The following is a 24,938-nucleotide window of genomic DNA, read 5'->3' on the forward strand; positions in this document are numbered from 1 at the left end:
GTGAGTAAATTCTACTACCCGGACGTTGGTGGTGTTGAACGGGTTGTCCAGCAGCTTGCGGAAGGGCTAAACTCTTCGTATAGAATGCGTGTTCTAGCATCGACAACAAAGGGAGCTGGAGAAACAACGAAAGTCAACAGTGTACCAGTAAATCGCACCAGTAGCCTTGGAACAATATTATCTGTATCCGCATCCCCGACCTTCCCTGTCCAACTTGCACGAATGCAAAGAGAGGCAGACATTATTCACTATCACCTACCGAATCCGCTCTGTGTCGCGTCACATTTCCTCACGCCAGCGGCAGACGCGAAAATAGTCGTAACATATCATAGCGATATCGTCCGACAACAGTCTGCATTGAAATTTTATCGGCCGTTCTTACGCCGGTTTCTCGATCAGGCAGATCGAATTATTGTGACCTCGCCGAACTTGCTTCAATCTTCTGAGCATCTCACACCATACGAAGAAAAATGTACAGTTATACCACTGTCAATCGATCTCGATGACTACTCTGTCCCAAGCAATGATCCGCCCAATCTACCGATTGATTCGGATCGCCCCACATTGTTGTTCGTTGGACGGTTAATCTACTACAAGGGGGTTGAGTATCTTGTCGATGCTATGGCTAACATTGACGCAACTCTACTGATCGCTGGAGACGGTGAATTGCGAGAATCACTACAAGAACGAGCTGTTGCACGTGGAGTTGACGATAAGGTTCATTTCCTCGGATACGTTCCGGATGAGCATCTCCCTCATTGCTACGAAGCAGCCGATTTGTTCGTTCTTCCTTCTGTCGAACCGAGTGAAGCATTCGGTATTGTTCAGTTAGAGGCAATGGCATATAAGACGCCAATAGTGAATACAGATCTTAGAACGGGCGTTCCCTGGGTAAGTAAACACGGAGTCACTGGCCGGACAACAGAACCCAGAAATCCAGACGGCCTTGCCAATGAAATCAATAGCGTGTTAGAAAACCAAGAATTGTTACGTGAATACGGTAACAATGCTTATCAGCGAGTTCAACAGCAGTTCAATGAACAGACAATGCTCCAAAAGGTAGATCAGGTCTATCGTGAGATCTTAGCAGAACAATAGTGCCGATATTGAGACGGTGGCTATGAGTGAGGATTAGTCATCGTCATTGTGCCGTTGAATTGACTATTTTTGCCTCCTCGCCAAGTCTTTGTTCCGCCTCATCGCGGTCCTCGGGATATCCAACGTCGATTCGCCACCCGTCCATACGAATCGCGTCGATCGTCCTACCACTTTGAATTAGCAAGTCAATCGCCTCACTGATCTCGTATTCGCCGCGGTTTGACGGCTGGACAAGGTGACAGGCGTGGAAGATAGCAGGTGTGAACGTGTAAAAGCCAGTCATTACGAGATTCGATGGCGGATCTTCAGGTTTTTCGACCACGTCTGTGATCTCGCCATAACTATTCGTAGCACAGACGCCAAACCTACTAGCATCCTCATATGGCACTTCTTCGGTGAGGAAAGCTGCATCTGCGCGATCTTCCTGTTGACGACGGACAACATCTTCTAAGTTCGCCTGGAAAATATTATCACCTAACATTAACATGAAGTCGTCGTTGATGAGTTCTTCTACGGTCAATAGAGCATGAGCTAGTCCTTTCTGTTCACGCTGATGTGCGTAGGTAATGGGAATGCCTTCGAACTCGTCATCATAGTGACTGATGATGTCCTCCTTTCGATACCCAACAACCACGACGAATTCGTCGGCGCCCAACTCTGCGAGTTGCTCGAAGCAATGTGTAACAATGGGCTTGCCATTCACTTCGACCAGCCCTTTTGGCTTGTCATTCGTAAGTGGTCGAAGACGCGTGCCCTTACCTGCCGCCAGTACAACAGCTTTCATAATTTTTCCCAGTGTGCCAGTACTAAATACTTTTAGACTCGGTTACATCCGAAGGCTCAAGGAAAGATGCGGAAACGTATTAGATAATGGATCTTAGTATCGTCGGAAGCGGATACGTTGGGACGACCGCTGCTGCCTGCTTCGCCGAACTTGGTCACCGCGTCACCAATATTGACATTGATGAGGATATTGTGGAGCGAATCAATAATGGTGAGGCACCTATCCACGAACCAAAGTTGGACGAACTCATTGCCAAGCACGGCGGTTCTCGTCTTCGAGGAACGACCAGTTACACTGCGGTGGAGAACACAGACGCGACATTTCTCGCTCTTCCAACACCGTCACAAGAAGATGGCAGTATTGACACATCCATTATTGAGGCCGGTGCGCGGTCACTCGGCGAAGCGTTGGAAACGAAATCAGGATATCATCTTATTGTAGTTAAGAGCACTGTGGTTCCCGGAACCACAGAGGATATTTTAACGCCAATTCTAGAGGAGACTTCGAACAAGACCGCAGGTGATGAATTTGACATAGCCATGAACCCTGAATTCTTGCGTGAGGGGAGTGCGGTCGACGATTTCTTAGTTCCCGACAAACTGGTTTTCGGTGCTGAAAATACTCGGGCAACAAAATGCCTTTCTGAAATATTCGAGACACTCATCCAGACATCTGATCCAGTGGTCGTCGAAACCGGAATCCGAGAGGCAGAGATGATTAAGTACGCGAATAACGCTTTTCTCGCTACCAAGGTAAGCCTCGTCAACGAACTTGGAAATATTTGTAAGGAATACGGTGTGGATACGTATGAGGTCATGGATGCCATTGGCTTTGACGACCGTATTAGTGAGCGATTCCTTCAAAGCGGGGTTGGCTGGGGTGGTAGTTGTTTCCCAAAGGATACTGCCGCACTGGTCGCATTCGCGCGTGAAACGGGATATGATCCCTCACTCATTGAGGCTGCCATTGAGGTGAACGAAAAACAACCAAAACGCCTCCTTGATCTACTTGAAGCACACCTTGCTCCACAAGACAAACGGATTGCTGTGCTCGGTCTCTCCTTCAAACCTGGAACTGACGATATTCGAAATTCGCGAGCAATTCCGGTAATCGATGGACTCCGAGATCGCGGGGCAAACGTCGTTGCTTATGATCCAGTTGCGATGAAGAATATGCGAGAACGTTTTCCGGATGTTGAGTACGCGGAATCAGCGACGATGGCGCTCGATGGTGCGAACGCTGCACTCGTCGTCACTGATTGGGATGAATTTGCCGCACTGGACGATGAGTTTGAACGAATGATCGATCCCATTGTGGTAGATGGCCGGCATATTATAAATTGCAAAGAAGAATTAGTATATGAAGGTCTAACGTGGTAGATCCCGCCAAAGTATGATTGGCGACTGATTGAAGGCAACCTGATTCGGATTCCATTCTGTTGATGAAAAACTGGTGTAGGACCTCATTTCCTAATCTTTGAATTTTGAACGGTCAGTACGGACACCCCCCGAAATAGAGCCAGATTGACCCGGTTTGGTCTTGATGTAGTCTACTGTTATAAGTCGACGCAAAGTTATCTAAACCATTCGTGTTTCCCTGCTAAGCCACGGATCTCCTTTAGTAAGTAGGCTACCTGTACGCGCGGTGTGATCTCAGACATGGAATAAAGAGTCCCCAATTGGTCTTCTGGAACCGACGTGGGATTAAACGATGGATCCTGAATGTTCCGTAATCCAGTCACCAGAACCTCCGGTGAGGAACTAAACAGTCGTTGACGAGTCTCGGCCCATGTTTTTGCATCTTTGAGGTCAATCGACTCAAACTCTATGATGTAGCCGGCATCTAGCTCTGGTGTTAGCCGCTGTAGCGTCACACCACCTCTTGGAGAGTCATGAAGGAACTCCCAAAACCCAGCAGGACTTCCACGATATTGACGGATATCACCATGGTGGTAGCTCAATACACCATGTTTTGGCCGAGTGAGGATATCTCCCTGAAGGATTCCGACTTCAAAATGGACAACGACATCACATGTGTCCGCGATTGTTTCGATAACGTCGGAAGGAATGAGGACACCAAGATTCTCCGCCGGTTCCGGTTTGCATTGGATTTGATCTGCCGATGCCAACCACTCGATATCAGTCAGCGAGGTGTATGTCTGTGGATCCCGTTTTATTGCGTCTTTCACGTATTGCGTTCCCACACCCCAGTATTTTCCAACTTGACCACTAACATTGGAATGATCACATTCGTCTATTGATCGAGATGTGGTATCCGAACGAACTGTACCTTCCTCTTCAGTTGCGTGGACAATAAGTGGTATTTCGACATTCGCTTTTAGCGCTGCTTGCCGTAGCGACTCGACCATCCAATCGGCAATCTGCGTAGTTCCCGTGAGAAAGCAAATTTGTAAGGGAGATTCAGAGGTCATATTTTTGCTTGGACTCTCATTGGGTAAAAACCCCTATTGACCAGTGTCGTGCTGTCAAAACGTTTCGACCTAATCCGATATTGCCGTCGACAGCACAGATCCACTTTCCGTTTACGAACCATGGATCAATGTGATGCATACAACCGCTGTTCCACCCAAATCGGCTATCGGAGGGAGTTAATATCGGAGATGATGGATGCTCCTCATCTTCGTACTCATTTGGAGTAAGGGTCGTGATCCTATACGCACGGAGCTGTTCTCCGTACCATTGCTCACAGTCCTGGAAAAAGAATAATATCTCTTCATCATCAATGATCGGCCGCCCGCCAGGCCGAAATGCACTTGTTCGACCGTCAACGACCGGATTCCGGCGATGGGGTGTCCAGTCAGCATTTTCGATATCTTCGCTCTCGGTGAAATATGCATATAGCCGATCCCCATCATGAGCATCTCCAATGAGCAACCACCAACGGTCGTTCCAGCGAAACACGACCGTATCGTCGGTCGCGTGTGAGGGCCGAATCAGATCCGATACTGGCGACCACTCTGTCGGGAACGGGTCAGCCTTGTATAGGATAACTCGCTGATCGTCCACATCACACTCCATTTCTGGAATCATGTAGTGTTCTCCATTCCAACTAAAAACGAAGGGAAACGAAAGGTGGTGGTCAGTTTTCAGCACTACTTGATCATACTCCCAGCTCCGTCCGGCGTCGGGGCTTGTCGCATGACCGATAACCGCGTCCGGGACTTTTGAATCATTGAAAATTTCGAAAAAGAGATGGTACTCACCGTCTTCGATGAACAGAAATGGATCCGCGACGAAATCAGCGGAGCCATAATCGGTTACGGCCGTCCGAGTTAGGACAGGATTTGAAACGTCACATGGAGACGACGGGCGAAACGGGCTCCGAGCAACAGAGGTAGTATTTGAGGATAGACCAGGGAAACACTCGACAGCCGCGATTGGTCTCGCTTGTTGATTGATTTGGTGTCGTTCTCGAAAATACTTAGGTAGGTCGTAGTGAAGGAACTCCCCTAGTCGCCACGCAGAATGATCTACGTACGGTAGTTTCTTGAGCTCAGACTTCAAGCGTCTCATAATCTCATTTCTTCCAATATAATCATATGTATAATTGACTCATTTGTATTAGTATAGTGAATTAAAGTGACTAGAAATGATAGTAGTTTCTATTTGATTCCAGACTTGCGTCCTGAAGACCAAACAGACGCAACAGTACTATGGATCCTAAACTCACGTTCGTCCTTATTTCTGTTCAATTACCGGAGCGTGAAGCCGTGATATTACTCTCAATCACCTTCGATCGCCCACTCCAATCGGAATTCATATTACATGCCTATATTGAATCGGCGTCGAGCTGTCGGAATTTGACTATCGGAGGCGAAGCTAATGATGGAAGCACCGTAATCAATTCATGTATTGGACTGCCCAATCGCACGAGAGACTGCATCGAGGAACCCGGCTTCAAGTGCTGTGGCCGAATAGTTAGAGGAGACTCGTTCTCGTCCTGCTTGCCCGAACTGACTCCGTAGATTTTCATTATCGGCGAGCATTCGTAGGTGCTGGCAATGTTTGTCTTTCGCATCCGCCGGTGCCAGAAGTCCGGTTCGGCCTTCTTCAACTGATTCAGAGATACCCCCGGCCGTGCTTCCCACTATCGGAAGGCCGCATGCCATCGCTTCGATAACCGTGATGCAGAGTCCTTCTCGGCGAGACGGTTGAAAGTAAATGTCGAGTCCAGCAAGAAACGACGGGATTTCGTCCGGTGGGATTTCGCCATGAAAGGTAACACGGCTAGGGACTTGCTCCAAAACACGTGTTTCTAGGTCCTCACGTTGTGGACCATCGCCGACAACATGAAATTCGATCCCATCATCTAACTCCATTGCACAATCTATTAGACAGTCGTAATTCTTAGCAGGGATGAGTTGTCCAATCGAACCCACGCGAATCACTCCATCATCGCGTGTTGGTTCAGTAACTGAGATATATGTCTCTAAATCGACGCCTGCGATCGGAACGACGGTGATATTCGAATTCGAGACACCCTCAGTCCGTACCATTGATGCAACTGCCTCGGAGTCGGCGAGGATTTGATCACACCCCTTAAAAGCATTTCTGGAGATCTTTTTCCTTAGCGTGCTCGTGTATCCCGCCGAATTTTGCCAGCCGAGGATGACTGGAACTCTCTGTAGGTTGCCGAGAACGGTGCCGATAACGAGAGAATGAAAGAGCGATGTGACCAAAATGTCGGTCTTACTGAGCAACTTCCATAGGGGAGTAAGACCATCCAGTCGAAACTTCGGATCTATCTCCAGGTCGATGACTGTAACATGATCCGGAAGCAACGAGACAACTCCATTCCCTTTGCCCTCGAGGCCAACAACCGTAATATCGAATCGCTCGGGATCGAGTTGCTGTAATAGTCGGGCCATTCCGACCTGTGCGCCACCGACATTGAGGCCATCGATGAGATACGTCAACCGATGCGTGGGTTTGGCCATCGGTTTATTGCAGTCATAGCCATAACGAAAAGGTTGCGTTTGTTCTGTATTACCGGTAGAGACAACTAATGACGGAATGAAGGCGATAGCCATCGACAACCGTTGGTCTTTTCGTTGTCTGAAATTAAATGTTCCTCTAATGTATTCGATCTCACAAATAATCAATGCACTACGGAATCCGGGACGTGCAGGTGTCGAAATAAATCGCCATTTTCACTCCCGTGTGTCTGGAAACGATCCTGCTGAAAGTATCTTCGATGAGGATTGGGACAACCTTATTATTTTAGATGCTTGCCGGTATGATGCGTTTGCCGCCCGGTCTTCACTCCCTGGATCGCTTGAAAGTCGTCGATCGCTCGGAGCCACAACCTCTGAATTCGTCCGCGAGAATTTTAAAGGCAGGACGCTTCATGATACGGTTTACGTGTCTGCAAATGTCTGGTATCTCAAACTACTTGATGAGCTTCACAGTGAACTCCACAAATTCATCAACCTACAGGACCAACATCACGATGAAGAGCGTGGAACGGTCCTTCCTGAAGTAGTCACGAAAAAAGCACGGAGTGTGGCCGAAGAATATCCGAATAAGCGACTCATCATCCATTATTTGCAGCCCCATCAGCCTTATATTGGGCCGACTGGACGCGAACGGTTTAAAGTATCCCCCGGACTTCGAGAGACACTCCAACAAAGCGATGTGAATGACGAATTGCTACGGACAGCGTATCAAGAAAACCTCGACCTCGTGCTCGATTCGGTTGCTGACCTTCTACCCTCCCTCGAAGGTCGGACGATTGTTACTGCAGACCACGGGGAAATGCTTGGTGAGCGGGGGCGGCCTGTGCCAGTTCGAACGTATGGTCACTTTAGCGGGCTTTATCACGACGAACTGGTGACTGTACCATGGCTCGTTATTGATGAGGGACAGCGAAAGGAAATCATTTCGGAGTCACCTTCGGTCCAATTGGACGACCAGGACACAGAAGAGGTAGACGAGCGACTGCGGCAACTTGGATACAAGGTATAATATCTATATGACCAGAATGTGGATGAAGTAGTTCAATGCGGTTGCTTTACCACTAATGCGAATAATGATTGAATATGTGTCATCTAAGAAACCCTCAACGCAGTTCGATTGTCTCTCATTTCCCGTTCGGTGGGTTGAAATATCTCGGCAGTACGTTTAGTGGACGAACATCATCCGATATGATTCCGCAAATTATGTGTCTTGATCCTCGACTTTTAATTGCCTGTATCCAACTAACAACACGGTTGTCCAAACAATGAAAATTGCGTTCATTCACCCTAGTTGGCCAGGAAGTGAAGGGACTGGTGCGACCCACAGCGCTACACAGGTTGCGAAAGGACTTGCCGAACGGGGTAATGAAGTGCATGTCTTCTGCACGGAGCCAATAGACAATGTATCGACAACAGAGGAAAATATGACACTTAAATATCTACCTGCTGAGGGTCGCCTCCACCATTATCAATATAACTTAAAACTGAACCATACGCTAAAGGAGCGTGCTTCGGAATTCGACAAGTATGATATCGTCCACAGTTATCTCACAATTCTGATTCCCGGGCTTGAAGCTATTGGGAAGCGGACCTCTGCATCGACTGTTGCGACATTAAATGCATACGGTGGCGTTTGCCCAAAAAACGACCTATATTATTTGGATGAGCAACAGTGTAAGAGCGCCTCGTTCGCTAAATGCACATCTTGCATCGCGCAGACGAGTGATAACACGGATGAGAATCCCATCCGTCTTACTGCCAGCCGATTAGCAAACCTCAAACTGGTAATGGAGGGTAAGCGTAACTTGGACCACCTCGATGCGTTTCGAGCGCCCTCCGGGCATGTTCGAGAAAACTACGTGCGTCACGAGTTCCCCGAGGACAAAATTCAGGTGATTCCCCACCCGCTCAACTCAGATTTCCTTGTTGACCACCGAAGCGAGTTCACGGAACCCTATCGGCTCCTTTATGTTGGATTTTTGAAACAAAAGAAGGGGGTTGAAGAGCTAATTCCAATAGTCACACGGCTTCGAGAACTAACCGACGCACAGTTTACGCTTTCCATCGTTGGGAAAGGCCCAAGCGAAAAACGAATGCGCGAACAAACTCAGCAGCTGGGTGTCGAGGATATTGTTGAGTTCCGCGGGTTCATGTCAAACGAAGAACTCCCCAATATATATGCGAATCACGATCTCTTTGTTTATCCGAGTCTCTGGGAGGAACCACTGGGTCGAGTATACATAGAATCCCTGGCTACTGGGACGCCGATCGTTTCGTCTGCATACGGGAGTATTGAGGAAATAATAGGTGATGGAGGTGTGGCTGTCCACGGGGGGCCCGATTCGTTCGCTCACGAGATATCATCATTATTCAGTGGTAGGACACTGAAGGAGATGTCTGCTGCAGCTATTTGCGAAGCACAGAAATTTCGCCGGGAAGCCGTTGTCAACCGGATTGAAAAAATGTACGAACAGATAGTGATCGATGAATAAGCCGCAGAGACTTTGAAACCGCGTGAGAAAATTGACCCTACCTAAAAGGTGAATAATTTGTTTGCTTACGTTCAGTGGTGATCAGTTATAAGATCGCATTATCGAATTCCATCTACTATTCACTGTTCATATTAGTTTCTTTGTTGCAATTAAAATCCGTAGTTAGGATGATGAACAATAGATTCAAAAACTTTAGGATATAAGCGAGTAATTGAATAGTTAATGAAAAAGGTGCTATTATGACAAATTTGTCCGTGGGAGACGCTAAAAATTACGGTTCGCTATTCAACTGTGCGTTTGTAGTTTCTCTACTGCTGCCATTTGCATTCATAGTTCGACAAGACATTGCAGTCTCTGGAATTGGAATCGAAAAACTCGTTTTTGTAACCGTCATGGTGATCTGGATCGGGAGTATAGCCCAGCGAAGATCTATTCGTGTTCCAAATATGTATCATATGGCTGCTATTCTTCTCATCTTTTGGAATCTAAGCAGCATTCTCTGGACAACGAGTACGAGTAAAACAGTAGCAATACTCCCAAATAGCTTCGTCATACTTGTTGTCGTATTAATGATATGGGACCTTTATCGTACCGCGACACAGATGAATATTGCTGCGTCGTCGTATTCGGCCACCTCGTTTATATTTTCAATACTTATATTCCGGAACTATGTGCTCGGCATCGCCTATGGACCCGGCAGATACACTGCACTTGGAGTAAATCCCAATGTTATCGCACTTCCTCTTCTCCTCAGTATCCCGATTTCGTGGCGGCTTATTCAACGCCGCTACTTCACCGGGTATTTCAGTATTTTTACGAAATTACAACTCCTCATTGTCCCAGCAGCGGTCATACTGACTGGCTCTCGGCAAGGTTTGATTGGGCTTATCCTTGTTTTCTCCTATCCAGTATGGTCACTCATATCTGAACGTACAACGTCTATTCCTAGTTGGAAAGTGCTCGTCCCAACAGTAATCACTGGTATCGTTTTTCTCATGGAATCTCGAGATGTCCTTGATCGATTTCTAACCATTCCGACAGCTGTTTTGAGCGGGGACTTCGGAAGTCGTGGCGTTCAGTGGATCGCAGGATGGACTCTCTTTCAGGATTCGATGGTTGTCGGAATCGGAGCCAACACGTTCAACACCGCGATCGAACCCCTCATCGGCTATCAGGTCGCTCCCGACAATACGTATCTTCTTGTATTGTACGAATTAGGCATCATCGGAATAATATTTTTATTCTCACTATTAGCAATCCTGTTTTATATCGACCAGAGAAACGGGAATTCGGTATATAATTCATGGACAGCGATTTTAGTCACGTGGTGCGTTATCGGGCTCGTTAATGATCTCATTTGGGTGCCACTTTATTGGTACCTCTTCACATGGTTGGTTGCGGATCGAAGTGGTAATCAGGGAGTTTCGACTTGGAATTTGAGTGTTTCTGAATGGCTACTTTCGCGGCAACATATAACAGATTGAGAGTTATCACGATACACCTGCCCAAATTGTAATCATATCTAAAATCAGCTTACAAAAAATTCATTGAATTAAATGTCGTATACTTTCAATATCTCGATGACGAATGCCGCCAATAATTGTAAGTATGACTAAATATACGCTTGCTCCAAGACCGGCATGCACGATGAGGTGTGTGAGTGACGATAAGCCAGTAGTAGGTACAAGCGAGAGAACAGCTGCCATTATAGCAGTTGAGAAGGTTGCCCGACCAATATCGTGAATCGGTAGTGAAAGGGGAACAAATCGACGAGAGTAGTAGATTAGAAGAGCTGTCTTTATCACCTGTGCAGTGAGGGTTGCCGTTGCTGCTCCTTTGAGTCCAATAGATGGGATAAGAAGAATGTTCAAGATTAGGTTTACAAGAACTGAAAGAAAAGTAAGTTTGGCAATTACTTCGGTCCGCTTTGCAGAAGTGAATATATAACTGACTGGATATTCTACCCCCTGGATCAATAATCCAACAACCAGAATTGGAATCAAGTCTTTGCCCTTTGCTGCAATCTCCGGCGTAGATAGGAATTGAAGTGCTGGCTCTGCAAGCAGACTTATCCCGACTGCCGCAGGGATCATCAAAATCGCATAACCCCGAAAGAAAATTGAATAAAAGTCCTGAATGGCATTGACTTTGTCATTTTCCCATGCAGCGGAGATGTTCGGGTAAAGTGTAGAGTTGAATACTCCGCCCACTTGAGGAAAAAACCGAACAATATTGTATGCGACAGTATAGATTCCTGTAGCGGCGGGTGACAACATCCAGAGAATGATATATTTGTCAGCATGTGTCAACAACGTCCCCGAAATCTCACTGGGAGCCATCGGAACTCCGTAGCGGAGGTACTCACCAAACCGGGCTACCGACGGACGAGTTACGGCATGACGGCCAAATACTGGTATTAGTAGTAAACTGGCGAACCAGACCGAAGCAAGTGCGATTGCGGCAGCGAGAACGGTAGGTGTTACTAGGACCGCAATTACGATCGCTGCTATTTCGATCGTTGTGCGGCTGATATAGAGCAGTTCATACAGTTTCACCTGATTGTCTGCCCGAGGGTAATTGATAACAATATCCGAGAGAATTCGAGTTGCAATGAGTAATCCACCGACAGCAGCAATGTTTGCTGACTGAACCTCGCCGCCAAGTAGATTGCTAAGTGGCAGAGCCATTGCTATCATCCAGAAAAGGCTCCCGCTACCGATAGCGGCAATCGTTCCCAATGAGAGTATATCTGAGAATGTTTCCGAGAGACCGTTATCGGGCGCGAAGCGAATGAGAGCTCCGTGAAGATGAAGGCCACCGGTAGAGGCAAACAGTTCAATGGTGACCATCAACGCTGCCCAAATACCATATCCATCGGCACCCAGCACATTGGTAAAAATCGGTATGACGACAATAGCACGCAACAGTGCCGCCAAAATCCGTGAAGATGAGACGAGTGCATCCGAAAAAATCCGCCTGAGATTCATTCAACTCGAGCTAGTGCTGCTGGGTACATTATTGTACTGTTCTAACGAAAGGAAAGGGAATTCACTAACGCCTTGGTTGTCAAATTGGCTTTTCAAGGTGGTATACCTACAAACCTCTGGGTTAGAAATCAGAAACGTGGCCTATCCCCATTTTGATCTCAAATGAAGGTTGGCCTCAGCAAGTGAGATTGAATAGAAAATATCTCTTTGATAAGAATACTCAAATATGTAGAAATCATTCATCTGATCGCAGGAACTTAGAATATATCCATTCACGAATCTGATTTGGCATAAATCGAACAGCCGTTCGAGACGCAACGTTTGCAGCGAAGACTGGAATAGAGACGAATCCCCAATCAAGAAAATCACGTTGAAGTTGGTATTCAATCTGTACGTATTCTAATCCACCCCTGCGACGGTACAGATCCTCACCTGCTCTCGCGTATACCAACACTTCTGGAATGTTACAAAGTACCTTCTCACAAAGGAGCATTCGCCCCCAGAGGTCATAATCCTGCATTGAACGTAATCCGCGGTAATTCCCTGAATCAAGCACCGCTTCCCGGCGATACATGACTGTCGGATGGTTCATCGGGCACCGAAACCGTGCCCACTTCGCAAGTTTGTGCGGATCTGATGGGACTGTCCGAACCCGTTTTACATTCGATACACTGCCTTCAAATTCTGCGACATATCCCCCTACGACATCAGCTTCCGGATTCGTCTTTAAAAAATCGAGTTGAGTTTTCAGTCGATCTGGGTGAGCGATATCGTCGGAGTCCATACGTGCAATGAGGTCATAAGAGCACTGTTGGATACCCTCTCGGAGTGCCACCCCCAGTCCTTGATTTTTTTCCAACTCAACGAATTTAAATAACGAAGGATGTTCCGAGCGCCATTCTAAGAGAATGCGGTCTAAATCGGCGGTCAGTGGACCATCCTTCACCACAACGATTTCATCTGGAGAAACAGATTGTTCAACAATACTTTCGATAGCGGCATTGACGTGGTCGGCTTTCTCCCCCCGATATACAGACATGAGTACGGAAATGGATTCTTCGGTCACTATCCGTGGTCTGTAGGGCATGTTAAAAGAATTACTGATATAATTTCAGACTGTGTTCTTTCTACGAATTTCGCGCGAGAGGGCCGTACCATTCGCGGTTGTCGCGATACCATGTGATGAAATCAACGATGCCATCACGAATCGACGTTGTTGGCTCGTATCCAAGAAGATCCGATGCCTTTGAAATATCTGCATGAGTATGATCGGCATCGGCTTCGTGTCGATCGGCATATTCGAGATCAAGGTTAGGAGCTATTTCGTCTCGTATAACCGATGCTAATTCAAGAATTGATATATTATCGGTACTACCAATATTCAGTATTTCACCGTCCGCTGCATCAGTTTGAAGAAGCGAGCGATTCGCTTCAACAATGTCGTCAATATATGTGAAATCGCGCGTCTGATCACCTTCACCGTAGATAATCGGTGAATCACCATGCATACACCGTGAGACGAAATTGCTGATGGCCATATTCGGTCGCATTCGAGGCCCATACACTGTGAAATATCGAAGCGATACGGTTGAGAGGCCGTACACCTCATTATACACTCGTGCATATTGCTCTCCTGCCAGCTTTGAAACACCGTAAGGGCTCACTGGGGTTGTCGGATGGTTTTCGTCGTAGGGAAGGTACTGTGGCTTCCCATAAACCGATGATGAACTAGCAAGAATGACTCGGTCCGTTCTTGAATCACGCGCTGCATCGAGCACATTTAGTGTTCCGTCGACATTGATACTGTTGGGTTTTTGCGGATCATCAACGCTTGTTCGTACACCAGCTTGAGCTGCTTGATGAAAAACAAAGTCCGCATCCTTTACGAGCGAGTTAACAAGGGATTCATCTCTGACATCCCCCTTTACGAGTTTGTAATCACCGGTAGATTCGGCTGCTGCATCACGGGCAGACTCGACGTTATATTTTTTAATCCCGATATCATAATATTCATCAAAATTGTCGAGAGCAACGACATCGTGCCCATTTTTGACGAACTGTTCCGCTAAATGACCACCGATAAATCCTGCAGCACCAGTGACTACTATTTGCATTATGGAATCACTGTTGTTGACAGATTAAAAAGGGAAGGGTATTGGATATTCAACCGTCACACACATTAAGCTCAATTTTTATTTTCAATATTGAAAATCATGGAACATGTGTCAGTCACTACGTACCAAACTTGTCGAGCGACGATTTTTATATCAAACCAAAAAGATTGTCTTCTAATATATTCTAAATCATATCGGAGCTTTGTCTTTGGGTCTGTACTTTTAGCGCCATGAACTTGTGCTAGCCCTGTTAGACCAGGTTTCACAAACCATCGCTTTCGCCACTTGTCGATTTTTGCTTCTAGCTGTTGTTCTTCCTCTGTCCAAATTGCACGTGGACCGACAACACTCATCCCACCAGTAAGAATCGTCCAGAGTTGTGGAATCTCATCTAAATGTGTTTTTCGAAGAACCCGCCCAACGCGAGTTATTCGGTCATTAGTCTCGTCTTCTTCTGGTTCTGCGGACTCGCTGTCCGGTAGCATTGTCCGGAACTTATATACCTGAAACGTCCCACCGAACTCTGCAGTCCTTGCCTGACTATAGAATACTGGGCCTGAACTGTCGAGCTTGATTGCTAGCGCAATAATGCCAAGAAGTGGTGCGAGTATGATGAGACTAGTTGAAGCAAATAGAATATCGAATGTGCGCTTGAACAAATAATCCTGCCAATCCCATGGCTCGAGAGCAATTTCGACAAGTTCGTCATCCTCAGTTGCCTTAGCCTTGGTGAGTACGCTATCAATCTGGCGGTTGGGTGCTTTCGCAGTTACACCATGTTTATAACACGTATCTAATGCACCGAAAAACTCAGCTCGATCTGTAGTTGAGAATGCTAAGATAACGACATCAATACTGTTTTCGATCAGAATATTTTCCAATCGAGAGAGTCCTCCAAGCCGTTCGACACCTGCCAATGGTTGTTCGGTGCCACCGTCGGAGACGATTTGCTTTCGCTCCCAGTTTTTAATTTCATAGCCACTTGGTGGCGAGACGTACCCTAATACGGGTGTGTTAATTACTTCAAGTACGTCTTTTATATGTCGTATATCGTCTCCAATTACAATTGCTCGTTTGTTCTTTGTCCTTGGGCGTCTGCGGATAACAACGAACAGGAGAGGGAGACTAATCGCAAGTAATGACATTACAATAATTAATGTCGAACGTGGAAGACGGTACGAATAATCAAAATAGCCAATTGTTGCAAGCCCAAGCATGGCGATTATAAGCTGCTTTTCTGTGATAAACATAGTATCCAGAATCCGACGGGGGCGTGGTTTGTACATAGGGAATAAACACCCTGTAATAAGGAAAATAGAAACAAGACCTGCCACTGCAACCTGGGTATCAGACATTACCGTCATAGGAAGCTGATCGACCACCGGTATTGAGGTGGTGACGAATAGCTGAACAGGTGAGTAATTCGCAATCGCAACCGAAAGTACAACGAGTAATATCGTCCCAGAAATACTTGCAAAGCGATAACGGAATCCAGAGGGCATTATTTTATTTAGGTGCTGTGCGAGGGCATAAATCCTACGCTTGCTAAAATACATAATGAATCTTTAGGTAGTAGTGACTGGCATCGATACGAAAATAATGAACTTCTCCAAAAGAGGATAGTTTTACAAGGTATGGTATGTATGCTCGTAATTATATGTGCACTAACCAATCGTAACACTCAATTATGAATTAATAGGCACATCAATACAATAGTGATAGAATACAATTATTATTTTCGTATGATCGCGCTCGTTCGGCCATGTACAAATTCTAACTGTTGCCGGGGTCATGGATAGATGAATACTAATTTCAGATCAAGCATAATGGATAAATTAAGCATCTTTTGGAAAGGGTATTTGATTGGTATTCTTGCTTCCGCTGCTCTCTGGTTCATTTTAATTTACTCCCTATACTTATCCATATAAATAATGTAAGATCCATTTCTCTCATAGTTGTAAGATGATTTACTGAAAATTGGGTGGTGGCTATCAATATCTAAAATATGTCTCTTAACAGTATATATACTAATTAATTTACATACCATAAATATATAAGAAGTCGTCGTATAGATAAATCACGAGGAATACTACCAATGACCATAGATGAAATGATGATTGCTGCGGGTGTTCTCCTCGCAACCTTTGGAATCGGGTATACTTTTATTGGTTTTTAAATCTTGTCAGGAGTAATGGCTTCATATTTATCTATTTATAATTTATTATTATATATTATGAATAGAGATTGGTAAGTTATATGAAGAGAATGAAGGCACCACCAAGTAAAGCCATCGTTCCAATTCCGATACACACCGCCCAGAAGGAAACGCGTTCTACGATCCGCAGCAATATGTCAATTGTTAAATATCCTATAACGGCACTTGTCGCAAGTGCGGCAACCGCTGCTTTAGGTGTGACGGAAGGCAGGCCACCCGTTTCAAGAACGACCAAAACCCCAGCACCCGCAGCCGCCGGTATACTAAGTAGAAATGAAAGACGAAACGCGTCAGAACCATTATACCCCCGAAACAGAAGAGTTCCTGCAGTTGTTCCAGATCGAGAAACCCCTGGGAGAATAGCTAGCCCTTGCATGCTACCGACTAAGAGCGCATCTATCAAGGTGGGTGACTCACGATTCCCTAATTGGAATTGATTTGCAGTGCGAAGGAGGATTCCCGTTCCAATCAATAAGAGACCAATAAGTGCTACAAATCCACCACCAGCTAATTCAGACACAACAGCATCAAGCGTTTTGTACGCAAGTAATCCGACGACTCCAGACGCGACAGTGGCGACAGCAAGAAAAGAGAGCTCAGCTTGACGGTTTTGGAACGCCGAGTCAGGACGCCATTCCGGAATCGATTTGAAAACTCCTTCCAATTCCCCTCGATAATAGACCGCTGCAGCAATTGCAGTCCCAGCATGTAAGAAAAGTGAAAAACGTAGTGCGGCTTCCGGTTGGCTTCCCATCGCTCGGAGAAATAATGTAATATTCCCTTCACTAGATATCGGAAGCCATTCAAAGATTCCCTGCAAGACTCCAGCAATAATTGCGACGAGGAGGGAATTGTTGGACATGAAAGGTGCATTCTGCCCGAGAAAGAAAGCTAATTCGGTTTCGACATAGGTGTAAATATGAGATTTAGTCTTATTCTATTTGCTCGTTTTTCGTCAACTGTTTTGTTCGATAGTCACCTTAAGAAATGGCACAATAAAAATTCTATTCATGGATTGTGTTTAGATAATGTATAAAACATACAAATGAACTTCATCTGCTTTGTAGTTATTCATTAGAGACCAACTTCATATTTTGTACAGTTACAGAAGTATCATAAATCCCAATGTGCCTGAGAGGCTAAATATAGCGCCCAATTGGCTGTGCTTACTTTTGATATCCGCAGATGAGGTACCCGACAACCAACGTGGCGAGTATTGCACTGACTGCGACGTTAAACATAGTATAGACCTCAAAGGCTTGGTGTACCGCAAACCCAAACGCAAATGCGAATATTGGGACATCGACGGTTTTTCTCCGAATAATTCCCTCAAGGATACTTCCTCCCATTAATATCAGGTAGGCCACTCCACCGACTATACCGGTGTTGAGGAATATCTCTACATATGAGTTGTGTGGAGAGTAACCACGATATGCTGGATCAGTCACGAATGGAGCAATTAATTCATGGGTATTGACAACCCCATAACCGAACGAAGAGGGTGCGCGTAGTATTGCCCGGATACCACCTTTCCAGAGTTCGAAACGACCATTTGCACTGATCGGAATCACTGAAAAGAGAATACCCCCGAGGAATAACACTGTTAATACTCCAACTGCGATAGCAGTATATGGGACACTTCGCCGACCAAGTATAAGATATGCCAGATACAACGTTGAAGCAATACCAAAAGCGAGCCAGGAAGCTCGAGAGTAAGATAAGAACAAACCTAGCGTACTTACTATGAGCATTGCTCCTGCGATCGGGATTGAGGACAATCTCTTCCGCCGAATATTTTCACCAATTAGTGCGAGAGCGCCGAACGCACCTGCGAAGGTAAGTCCACCGACAGTATTTGGGTTTGTGAAAATTGATTGGAAGAAGTGAACCTCCGTTCCAAATATCGGCAAAGCGAATGTACCCTGATATAGCGAGATTTGGAGCCAAGATAGGTTGAATTCACCTATTAGATAGGCCGGAAGTCCGAGCACAACGATAAATGAGGACAAAGAAGATATCCCCCAAAGGAAGACATCACGTGATACATATCGTGGAATAAAAAACAAGTTCAATCCAAAAATCAACCCCATATAGACGACGAAGGATGCTCTTGTTGACCCGGCGCTCATCTCATTGACGTGGTAGAAAAATACACCAAGGATGGTTACATATGATCCAATATATACTGCTCTACTTCGAAGAAATTGCATGAAGTTGTGACTGATGAGCGGATAGAGTACATATAACAGAAAGATAAGGGCAACGTGTACCGTTCGACCCTCTGCTGGAATATATTTGTTGCGCTGGCGTAGGAATATAAATGTAAGTAGTATTAACGCCGATATTTGTGCAACGTGCAACCATAAGTCCCGATTTTCACTGTAATAACTACGCATGAGCAGTAACAGTGGGACAAAGTAAAGGTAAAGCATGTTAAGATGAAACGACCCGTACTGTTCTGGAGAATTTGATGCGCGAAGGAGAATATCTACAAATAGAAGGGGAATTAAAAGAATCTGTAGAAGGGCAATCGGCCTGAATTCGCCGGTTAATGGATTCAGTGATAGTGAAGTAGAGGTTTTTTGTTGATCTTGTAAACTCATTCTTTTTCCTCGGTAGTTAGAGTGGACATTGCACTAAGGGTTAAAAAGAGTAATTCATTCTATTCTTAACTTCACAAACAGTAAATAAATGGTCTAGTTGACAGAGAGGACTGCTACCGTCTATTCAAGACATAATACCTTGTTAACCGTTTCCAAATTTTTGGCGCGAAAAACTTGAAGTCGCTATCTGTGGCAGATTTATAGTATTTGACTAGTGCTAAGACGTTGCGCATGATTGGACTTGATGTCAATGTCATACTTACTTCTCGATCAGCCCAACATTGAGAACAGGTAATCGAGACAGTCACTTAGTGCACGCACACACACACACTTCGACTCAGTATCGAAAAATCATTCCGTGAATTTGAGGAGATGCCGCTAATCTTCTAATATAAGTCATACACAAGTAGAATCATTTTTAATAGTGTATATGGGTAATCTGCGATCGAGTTAATACACAATTGTGGTCGTGTATGTCAGTAAAAACAAATTTTTATTTCATTCTCACATTTTATTAACTTGTGGGAAAGTGCTCGGTGAATAGGCCCTCACCTATGAGATGAATTTTTCCTGTCATGGTTTCGTAAAGGTATATAAACTAGATTAGATAACCAATTACTTGCTTTGAGACGCGATTATCCGTTCGCCATCAGGCAGTGAATTTGAGGCTTCTAAGACAAAGAAATTAGAGTACTGAATATAGTGATGATCAAGGATTGAGCCTGCAGGATAGGTTGTAGTAAATATTTTTCCAGCGCTAACAACAGGAGTTCCAGCACCAATCATTCCTTCAGGAGATGTGGTGAGGTTACTTGCATCTAATAGGTGAGACCATTCACGATTCCCGGTTTTCAAATCAAGCGCATGAATCGCTGCTTGGATTATACCAGGGTTTGTGAGATCGATATATCGACCGCCAATATAGATAATACCGTTTGCTATAGTGAAATTACTGAAATAGTCGCCAACCAGCTCTTTTGTCCAGATCTGTGATCCTGTTTTTGCATTTAGGGCTGTTATCGTTTCCCTCTCGGAGTCGAAAAAGAGCACATGGCCATCAGCGACTGCGAATCGTCTATCTATAATGTTTTTACCACCAATCTCATGACTCCAATCAACTGTCCCATCCCTAACCGATCGTGATTCAACCGTAACAACGTCATTGTCATTTTCAACATATTTAGTTCGGAGATAATACACTCGATTATCCACAATAGTATGATTCGCAAATGCCGAGTTGCTATCTGTTACTCGCCACTTTACAGATCCGTCTGCAGCATTTAGCGCAGTGCCGTCACTAAAGAATATAGTCCCATTAGCATAACTCAATGCTCCATCCCCACCGTCAGTTAGCATACCAATATCCTTTGTCCGCCAAATGGTCTCACCACTCTTTCGATTGAGCGCATATGCGCCGTCACTATTCGAGGTATATAGTCGGCTTCCCACTACTATTGGAGATGTCCATTTGAGTGTGTCTTTACGACTCCAAACAGTATCGCCACTCTCTCGTTCAACACCATAGAGACCTCCTTTGTTCTCTTTACTTATTTCCGGAACGTTAGTAGCAAAATAAATCAGAGATTCACCAACGGTGGGTGTCTTTGGTGAAGGGTAATCTGATTGTATCCATTGTTGATTTCCAGTTTCGATATCATATGCACCAATAAATCCGCCACCCTCCGTGGGATCACTATTTGTCGTAACTGCAAGATAGACTGTCCCATCAGCGACGACAGGTTCTTTCGAGAACATACTGCCTGCCAAGTTTCTCTTCCATTTTGTTGCTGTATAGGGAGTTGGTCCGCTAGTATTGATTGTTCCAGTCCGTTGTGCATTTGCTCGGGCTGTATTCCAATTGATATCCTTTCGAATGTTGTTATTGTCCTTTTGTGCAGCTGCAGCCGTGGATTCAAGACTTACTGCACCCATGGTGACACCGACCTTCTTCAAAAACGATCTTCGACCATTATCCTGACAATTCGATTGACAGTTTTGATTCATCAATTGGTTTGCTAGAAATAGTACTATGATATTTATCTACTGGTTTGTGACTGCATTCATATGGTAAAAGTTATATACTAATGATAATAGTTGCTACTAACGAAAAATGAGAGTTGGAAATTTAGGAGTATGTAACAGCGATATCTTTACTAAATACCATTATTCTACCGAATCACAAATTTACTATAACTTTACAATTTTCAGGAGGGATTCATAGATGCAAACCTATAATATTGTAAATGAAGGTGCAGATAATAGCGGAAATACAGCAATTGATTCCGTCCTACATGAGATTATTGATGAGAATACTGTCATCATATTCCCATCTGGTACATATAAACTCAATGAGCTAATTGTCTATTCTGGCCTCGAAAATCTCAATCTCATTGCACCAAATGGAGCTCGACTCATCCCTGGGCAATCAGGTGATAATGTTAGCTGGTTCGATGTCTACTCGAGTGGATTCGTACTCGATGGGTTCGAACTCGATATGCGGGACACAGAAATACCACCCTTTGTTCGAATGAATAATGAAGCAGGTGACTGGGAACTCAAGCGTCTGGTCACGCGTGGGAAAGTTCGAGCAGCTACAGACTCCAACGTAGGATCAGGTGATTCATCCGACGCTCGAACATACTTCCGGCTATCTGCTGCAGAGGGGACCCGTGGACTACTCCAAGACTGTTATTTTCACGAAGGGTCCTGTGAACCGACTGAAGCGAGCAATCGACGAGCAATTCTCGTCGAATCAGGAAAAGGAGAACTCGTTTTCAATCGCTGTTGGTTCGAATTGTGGGGGGAAAACACAATTTACGCAAAGAAACCAGAGGGGCGGCTAAAAATTTATAATTGTTTCTGTCGAAACACACAAGTCGGTATTAGACTTGGAGGTAAATCTGAAGTGCGTAATTGTGTTTCGATCAAAGATGATATTCATCCAATACAGGCATGGTCGGGTGGATCGCTTCAGCGCGGTGTGAGCGTCGAGGCTGTCGATCCAGCAGATTCAGATGATGGAATCAATAGTTACAATGGGACAATTACAATCACTGACAGTGATTTCTATCATCGTTATCCGTCCTCAAGTTGTGGTGGACCGATTACAGCATCAGCACCGTGTGAGCGCCTTGATGTTCATAATGTCCGGATTAGCTATAATTCCGAAAAGTTCCACGATGCAATCTACACACTCGAGGGGCAAATGAGTAATGGGGAACCCGCGAGCCTGGAGTATCTCGGACTTGAAGACGTTCATGTCCATAACGATCACGATTACCAATATGCCATCTCAATCGGACAAGAGCCGACGGAATGGGGTACTGTCTCAGGAATCCTCGGGGGAGATGGACTACAGACGGATTCATCGTATATTCAAAACGAAATGACTACCGATGGGGATCCAACACACCCTGATACACGCCCGCCACTTCCTAAAGCACCACCACTTGGAGAAGTCCCACTCCAATCAGCACAGTTAATCCGTATCGACAACACCGGCAACAATGTTGATTCATCCTATCAAATTACAGCAGGTACAGCTGCTCTCCCTGCAGGTGACAATGGGGCAACTGTCGCAATGGATTGGGGAGAGAATAATTCACCAGTGCGACCACCTAATTCAGAACAAGCGACTGGATCAGTTCCACCAGGCGGAGTCCATGCATTCTATGTGACTGGCGGTATCGTCTCGACTAGTGCTAGTGGATCTGCAACGTGGAGTGTTGACGGGGCATCCTTTACTCCTGGGAGTGTACTTACAACGAATACACTAACCAGCAAACAGTCATCGGTAGACGAATGGCATCAGGTTGAAACGAATGACAATTCAACCGGTGTAGTCATTGGAAAGCCTCTCTCGTCCAACGGTGGCCATCCGGCCCATGTTCGACTCCGGAATACGTTGACTGGTGGGTTCGAGTATAAAATCGAGGAATGGGAGTATCTTGATGGTACACATATTACTGAAACATTCAACACACTCGCTGTATCCCCCGGTGAGTATAAACTGCAGTTAGGCAACGGGTATCCATATCGGGTAAAAGCGGGAACTATCTCGACAGATGATGAGTTTGAGACAAGCCCATTAGGGGACTTCTTCGATTCGATACGACCCGTTGTGCTGGCACAGGTACAGAGCTTCGAAGGGTCGGAGCCGGTTGTAACGCGTGTATCTGAAGTTTCACCAAATTCATTTAACGCCAAGGTCCATGAGGCGGGGAGCGAAAGCCATCGTATCGAAACTATTGGCTATATAGCACTACAGCCAGGAACTGGCTATCTCAACGGAAAGCCATTCGAAGTGCACCGAACTGCAGAAATAGTCTCTGATAGCTGGACCCAGATTGAATTTGAACAACGATATACGAATCCCAAATTTGTTGCTGGATTGCAAACATTCAACGGGCTAGATACCGCAAATATCCGTTATCGAAATCTTACGAGTACTAGTGTCGAGATAAAGGTTGAAGAGCTACAGAGTAAGGATTCTGAAACAGCTCATATCAAAGAAGAGGTTGGCTATGCTGTTTTTGGTGATCCTTTGCTCGTATCCACCATTTCGAGCAACAACCAGCGAGCCCGAAGTCAGTGGCAGCGTGCAAATTCAGTTGTCCAACCTGATGGCGTTGCAATCGCAAAACCACTCTCGTACAGTGGTAATCATCCATCTCATATTCGCATGCGAAATGTATCCGAAGGCAGTCTTGAATATAAAATTGAGGAATGGCGATATCTTGATGGATCGCATATCAGCGAAACATTCCATATACTCTCAATGGGGCAGGTCGAAGGGGAAATGCGACTTGACGATGGCACGCGCTATCGAACCAAAGGGGGGGAAGTACCGGTAAATGATGAATTTAGGACAATTCCGTTAAATAATGTTTTCGAATCCGAGACACCAGTTGTATTCGCTCAGGCACAGACATACAATGGTGCCGACCCGATTGTTACACGGATGCGAAATGTCTCAAGCGAATCCTTCGATATACGGGTGCAAGAAGAAGAGGCACAAAGTGGCCACCCAAACAATGAATCAATTGGCTACATCGCATTGCAACAAACCACAGGCAAAATAAACGGCAGACCATTCGAAGTTCAGCGCACAGGACGATCGATTGGCAGTGAATGGGTGTACATCTCGTTCGAACAAGAGTATGAATCACCAGCGTTCATCGCAGGCATGCAGACATTTAGTGGAATCAATACAGCCAATTTGCGCTATCGAAATCTTTCTGGATCCGGTGTCGAGGTCAAAGTTGAGGAAGAGAAAAGTAAAGAGCCAGAGATATACCATGATTCAGAGTCAGTTGGATACGCTGTTTTCGAAAACGCTTAATAGATTTAAAAATATTCGACTGCATCCTTTCTCAACTCCACTATATAATATTGTCTGTATAGGGGGCCTTGCCACGGGTACGAACTACACCACAGAGTCCAGATTCACAATCAAATAAGACTCAGGATTGTCAATATTTGAAAATTTCATTTTTGAAAATGCAAGCAGGAAGCGAGTTGTTAACAACGCCTTTATTTCTGAGTAACGGGTCCAATTATCCTTCAGACACCTCATAACAATCAATAAGGGTGACAATAAATGACCTATGGTCGAGAGTAGAACTATTGACCAACGAGAAGAAACGAAAGACACGATCGAGCAAAGATGGG

At 45.3% G+C, this 24,938-nt stretch carries 17 protein-coding genes; 6 read left to right on the plus strand and 11 right to left on the minus strand.

The genetic code is table 11. The annotated features are described in order from the left end of the window. Window positions 1-1,098, plus strand: coding sequence for a glycosyltransferase (locus tag OOF89_RS18115; RefSeq protein WP_266081614.1), 1,098 nt, complete (start codon window positions 1-3; stop codon window positions 1,096-1,098). A gap of 43 nt (window positions 1,099-1,141) precedes the next feature. Here the strand turns inward: OOF89_RS18115 and aglF are convergent, their stop codons facing one another. Next, a complete protein-coding gene (gene aglF / locus OOF89_RS18120) occupies window positions 1,142-1,882 on the minus strand; it encodes a UTP--glucose-1-phosphate uridylyltransferase AglF (RefSeq protein WP_266081616.1) in 741 nt (246 codons plus the stop codon). Between the two features lie 86 nt (window positions 1,883-1,968). Between aglF and aglM the strand changes: the two genes are divergently transcribed. Then, window positions 1,969-3,261 carry a UDP-glucose 6-dehydrogenase AglM gene (gene aglM, locus OOF89_RS18125; RefSeq protein WP_266081618.1) on the plus strand — a complete coding sequence of 431 codons (1,293 nt, stop codon included), beginning with the start codon at window positions 1,969-1,971 and terminating at the stop codon, window positions 3,259-3,261. Between the two features lie 194 nt (window positions 3,262-3,455). On the opposite strand, the gene OOF89_RS18130 is transcribed toward aglM, so the two are convergent. The 3 genes from OOF89_RS18130 to OOF89_RS18135 all read right to left on the minus strand — a co-directional run bounded on the left by OOF89_RS18130 (window position 3,456) and on the right by OOF89_RS18135 (window position 6,839). Next, on the minus strand, window positions 3,456-4,313 hold the full coding sequence (locus OOF89_RS18130; protein WP_266081620.1) for a hypothetical protein: 858 nt from the start codon (window positions 4,311-4,313) through the stop codon (window positions 3,456-3,458). Between the two features lie 16 nt (window positions 4,314-4,329). After that, window positions 4,330-5,415 carry a glucosamine inositolphosphorylceramide transferase family protein gene (locus OOF89_RS24795; protein WP_456071294.1) on the minus strand — a complete coding sequence of 362 codons (1,086 nt, stop codon included), beginning with the start codon at window positions 5,413-5,415 and terminating at the stop codon, window positions 4,330-4,332. Between the two features lie 332 nt (window positions 5,416-5,747). Then, complete coding sequence (locus tag OOF89_RS18135) at window positions 5,748-6,839, minus strand: glycosyltransferase family 4 protein (RefSeq protein WP_266081621.1); 1,092 nt, start codon at window positions 6,837-6,839, stop codon at window positions 5,748-5,750. Window positions 6,840-7,263: 424 nt separating this feature from the next. On the opposite strand from OOF89_RS18135, the gene OOF89_RS18140 reads away from it, so the two are divergent. The 3 genes from OOF89_RS18140 to OOF89_RS18150 all read left to right on the plus strand — a co-directional run bounded on the left by OOF89_RS18140 (window position 7,264) and on the right by OOF89_RS18150 (window position 10,833). Next, a complete protein-coding gene (locus OOF89_RS18140) occupies window positions 7,264-7,866 on the plus strand; it encodes an alkaline phosphatase family protein (protein WP_266081623.1) in 603 nt (200 codons plus the stop codon). Window positions 7,867-8,122: 256 nt separating this feature from the next. Continuing rightward, window positions 8,123-9,349: a glycosyltransferase family 4 protein gene (locus OOF89_RS18145; RefSeq protein WP_266081625.1), complete on the plus strand. Its 1,227-nt coding sequence runs from the start codon at window positions 8,123-8,125 to the stop codon at window positions 9,347-9,349. 254 nt (window positions 9,350-9,603) lie between these two features. Next, the gene (locus tag OOF89_RS18150) at window positions 9,604-10,833 is read left to right on the plus strand and encodes an O-antigen ligase family protein (protein WP_266081804.1); all 1,230 of its coding nucleotides are present in this window, start codon (window positions 9,604-9,606) and stop codon (window positions 10,831-10,833) included. A gap of 60 nt (window positions 10,834-10,893) precedes the next feature. Here the strand turns inward: OOF89_RS18150 and OOF89_RS18155 are convergent, their stop codons facing one another. From OOF89_RS18155 to OOF89_RS18185, 7 genes are all read right to left on the minus strand, one after another. After that, window positions 10,894-12,336, minus strand: coding sequence for a lipopolysaccharide biosynthesis protein (locus tag OOF89_RS18155; RefSeq protein WP_266081627.1), 1,443 nt, complete (start codon window positions 12,334-12,336; stop codon window positions 10,894-10,896). 235 nt (window positions 12,337-12,571) lie between these two features. Continuing rightward, a complete protein-coding gene (locus tag OOF89_RS18160; protein WP_266081629.1) occupies window positions 12,572-13,402 on the minus strand; it encodes a glycosyltransferase in 831 nt (276 codons plus the stop codon). A 61-nt stretch (window positions 13,403-13,463) separates the two neighbouring features. Then, complete coding sequence (locus OOF89_RS18165) at window positions 13,464-14,450, minus strand: GDP-mannose 4,6-dehydratase (protein WP_266081631.1); 987 nt, start codon at window positions 14,448-14,450, stop codon at window positions 13,464-13,466. 71 nt (window positions 14,451-14,521) lie between these two features. After that, window positions 14,522-15,952, minus strand: a complete 1,431-nt coding sequence (locus OOF89_RS18170; protein WP_266081633.1) for a sugar transferase — start codon at window positions 15,950-15,952, stop codon at window positions 14,522-14,524. 750 nt (window positions 15,953-16,702) lie between these two features. Next, entirely contained in the window at window positions 16,703-17,527 is an 825-nt protein-coding gene (locus OOF89_RS18175) for an undecaprenyl-diphosphate phosphatase (RefSeq protein ID WP_266081635.1), read from the minus strand. A gap of 304 nt (window positions 17,528-17,831) precedes the next feature. Further along, complete coding sequence (locus OOF89_RS18180; RefSeq protein WP_266081637.1) at window positions 17,832-19,268, minus strand: O-antigen ligase family protein; 1,437 nt, start codon at window positions 19,266-19,268, stop codon at window positions 17,832-17,834. Window positions 19,269-19,883: 615 nt separating this feature from the next. Next, a complete protein-coding gene (locus OOF89_RS18185; protein WP_266081639.1) occupies window positions 19,884-21,200 on the minus strand; it encodes a PQQ-binding-like beta-propeller repeat protein in 1,317 nt (438 codons plus the stop codon). Between the two features lie 289 nt (window positions 21,201-21,489). On the opposite strand from OOF89_RS18185, the gene OOF89_RS18190 reads away from it, so the two are divergent. After that, entirely contained in the window at window positions 21,490-24,609 is a 3,120-nt protein-coding gene (locus OOF89_RS18190; protein WP_266081641.1) for a hypothetical protein, read from the plus strand. The last annotated feature ends 329 nt before the right edge of the window (window positions 24,610-24,938 follow it).

It is taken from the genome of Haladaptatus caseinilyticus, from assembly GCF_026248685.1.
Classification (GTDB): domain Archaea; phylum Halobacteriota; class Halobacteria; order Halobacteriales; family Haladaptataceae; genus Haladaptatus; species Haladaptatus caseinilyticus.

What these genes read in the sequence shown, in the direction of transcription:
- aglF (WP_266081616.1), bottom strand. Translation starts at nt 1,882, where the DNA reads ATGAAAGCTGTTGTACTGGCGGCAGGTAAGGGCACGCGTCTTCGACCA.
- aglM (WP_266081618.1), top strand. Translation starts at nt 1,969, where the DNA reads ATGGATCTTAGTATCGTCGGAAGCGGATACGTTGGGACGACCGCTGCT.
- OOF89_RS18130 (WP_266081620.1), bottom strand. Translation starts at nt 4,313, where the DNA reads ATGACCTCTGAATCTCCCTTACAAATTTGCTTTCTCACGGGAACTACG.
- OOF89_RS24795 (WP_456071294.1), bottom strand. Translation starts at nt 5,415, where the DNA reads ATGAGACGCTTGAAGTCTGAGCTCAAGAAACTACCGTACGTAGATCAT.
- OOF89_RS18135 (WP_266081621.1), bottom strand. Translation starts at nt 6,839, where the DNA reads ATGGCCAAACCCACGCATCGGTTGACGTATCTCATCGATGGCCTCAAT.
- OOF89_RS18145 (WP_266081625.1), top strand. Translation starts at nt 8,123, where the DNA reads ATGAAAATTGCGTTCATTCACCCTAGTTGGCCAGGAAGTGAAGGGACT.
- OOF89_RS18155 (WP_266081627.1), bottom strand. Translation starts at nt 12,336, where the DNA reads ATGAATCTCAGGCGGATTTTTTCGGATGCACTCGTCTCATCTTCACGG.
- OOF89_RS18165 (WP_266081631.1), bottom strand. Translation starts at nt 14,450, where the DNA reads ATGCAAATAGTAGTCACTGGTGCTGCAGGATTTATCGGTGGTCATTTA.
- OOF89_RS18170 (WP_266081633.1), bottom strand. Translation starts at nt 15,952, where the DNA reads ATGCCCTCTGGATTCCGTTATCGCTTTGCAAGTATTTCTGGGACGATA.
- OOF89_RS18175 (WP_266081635.1), bottom strand. Translation starts at nt 17,527, where the DNA reads ATGTCCAACAATTCCCTCCTCGTCGCAATTATTGCTGGAGTCTTGCAG.
- OOF89_RS18180 (WP_266081637.1), bottom strand. Translation starts at nt 19,268, where the DNA reads ATGAGTTTACAAGATCAACAAAAAACCTCTACTTCACTATCACTGAAT.
- OOF89_RS18185 (WP_266081639.1), bottom strand. Translation starts at nt 21,200, where the DNA reads ATGGGTGCAGTAAGTCTTGAATCCACGGCTGCAGCTGCACAAAAGGAC.
- OOF89_RS18190 (WP_266081641.1), top strand. Translation starts at nt 21,490, where the DNA reads ATGCAAACCTATAATATTGTAAATGAAGGTGCAGATAATAGCGGAAAT.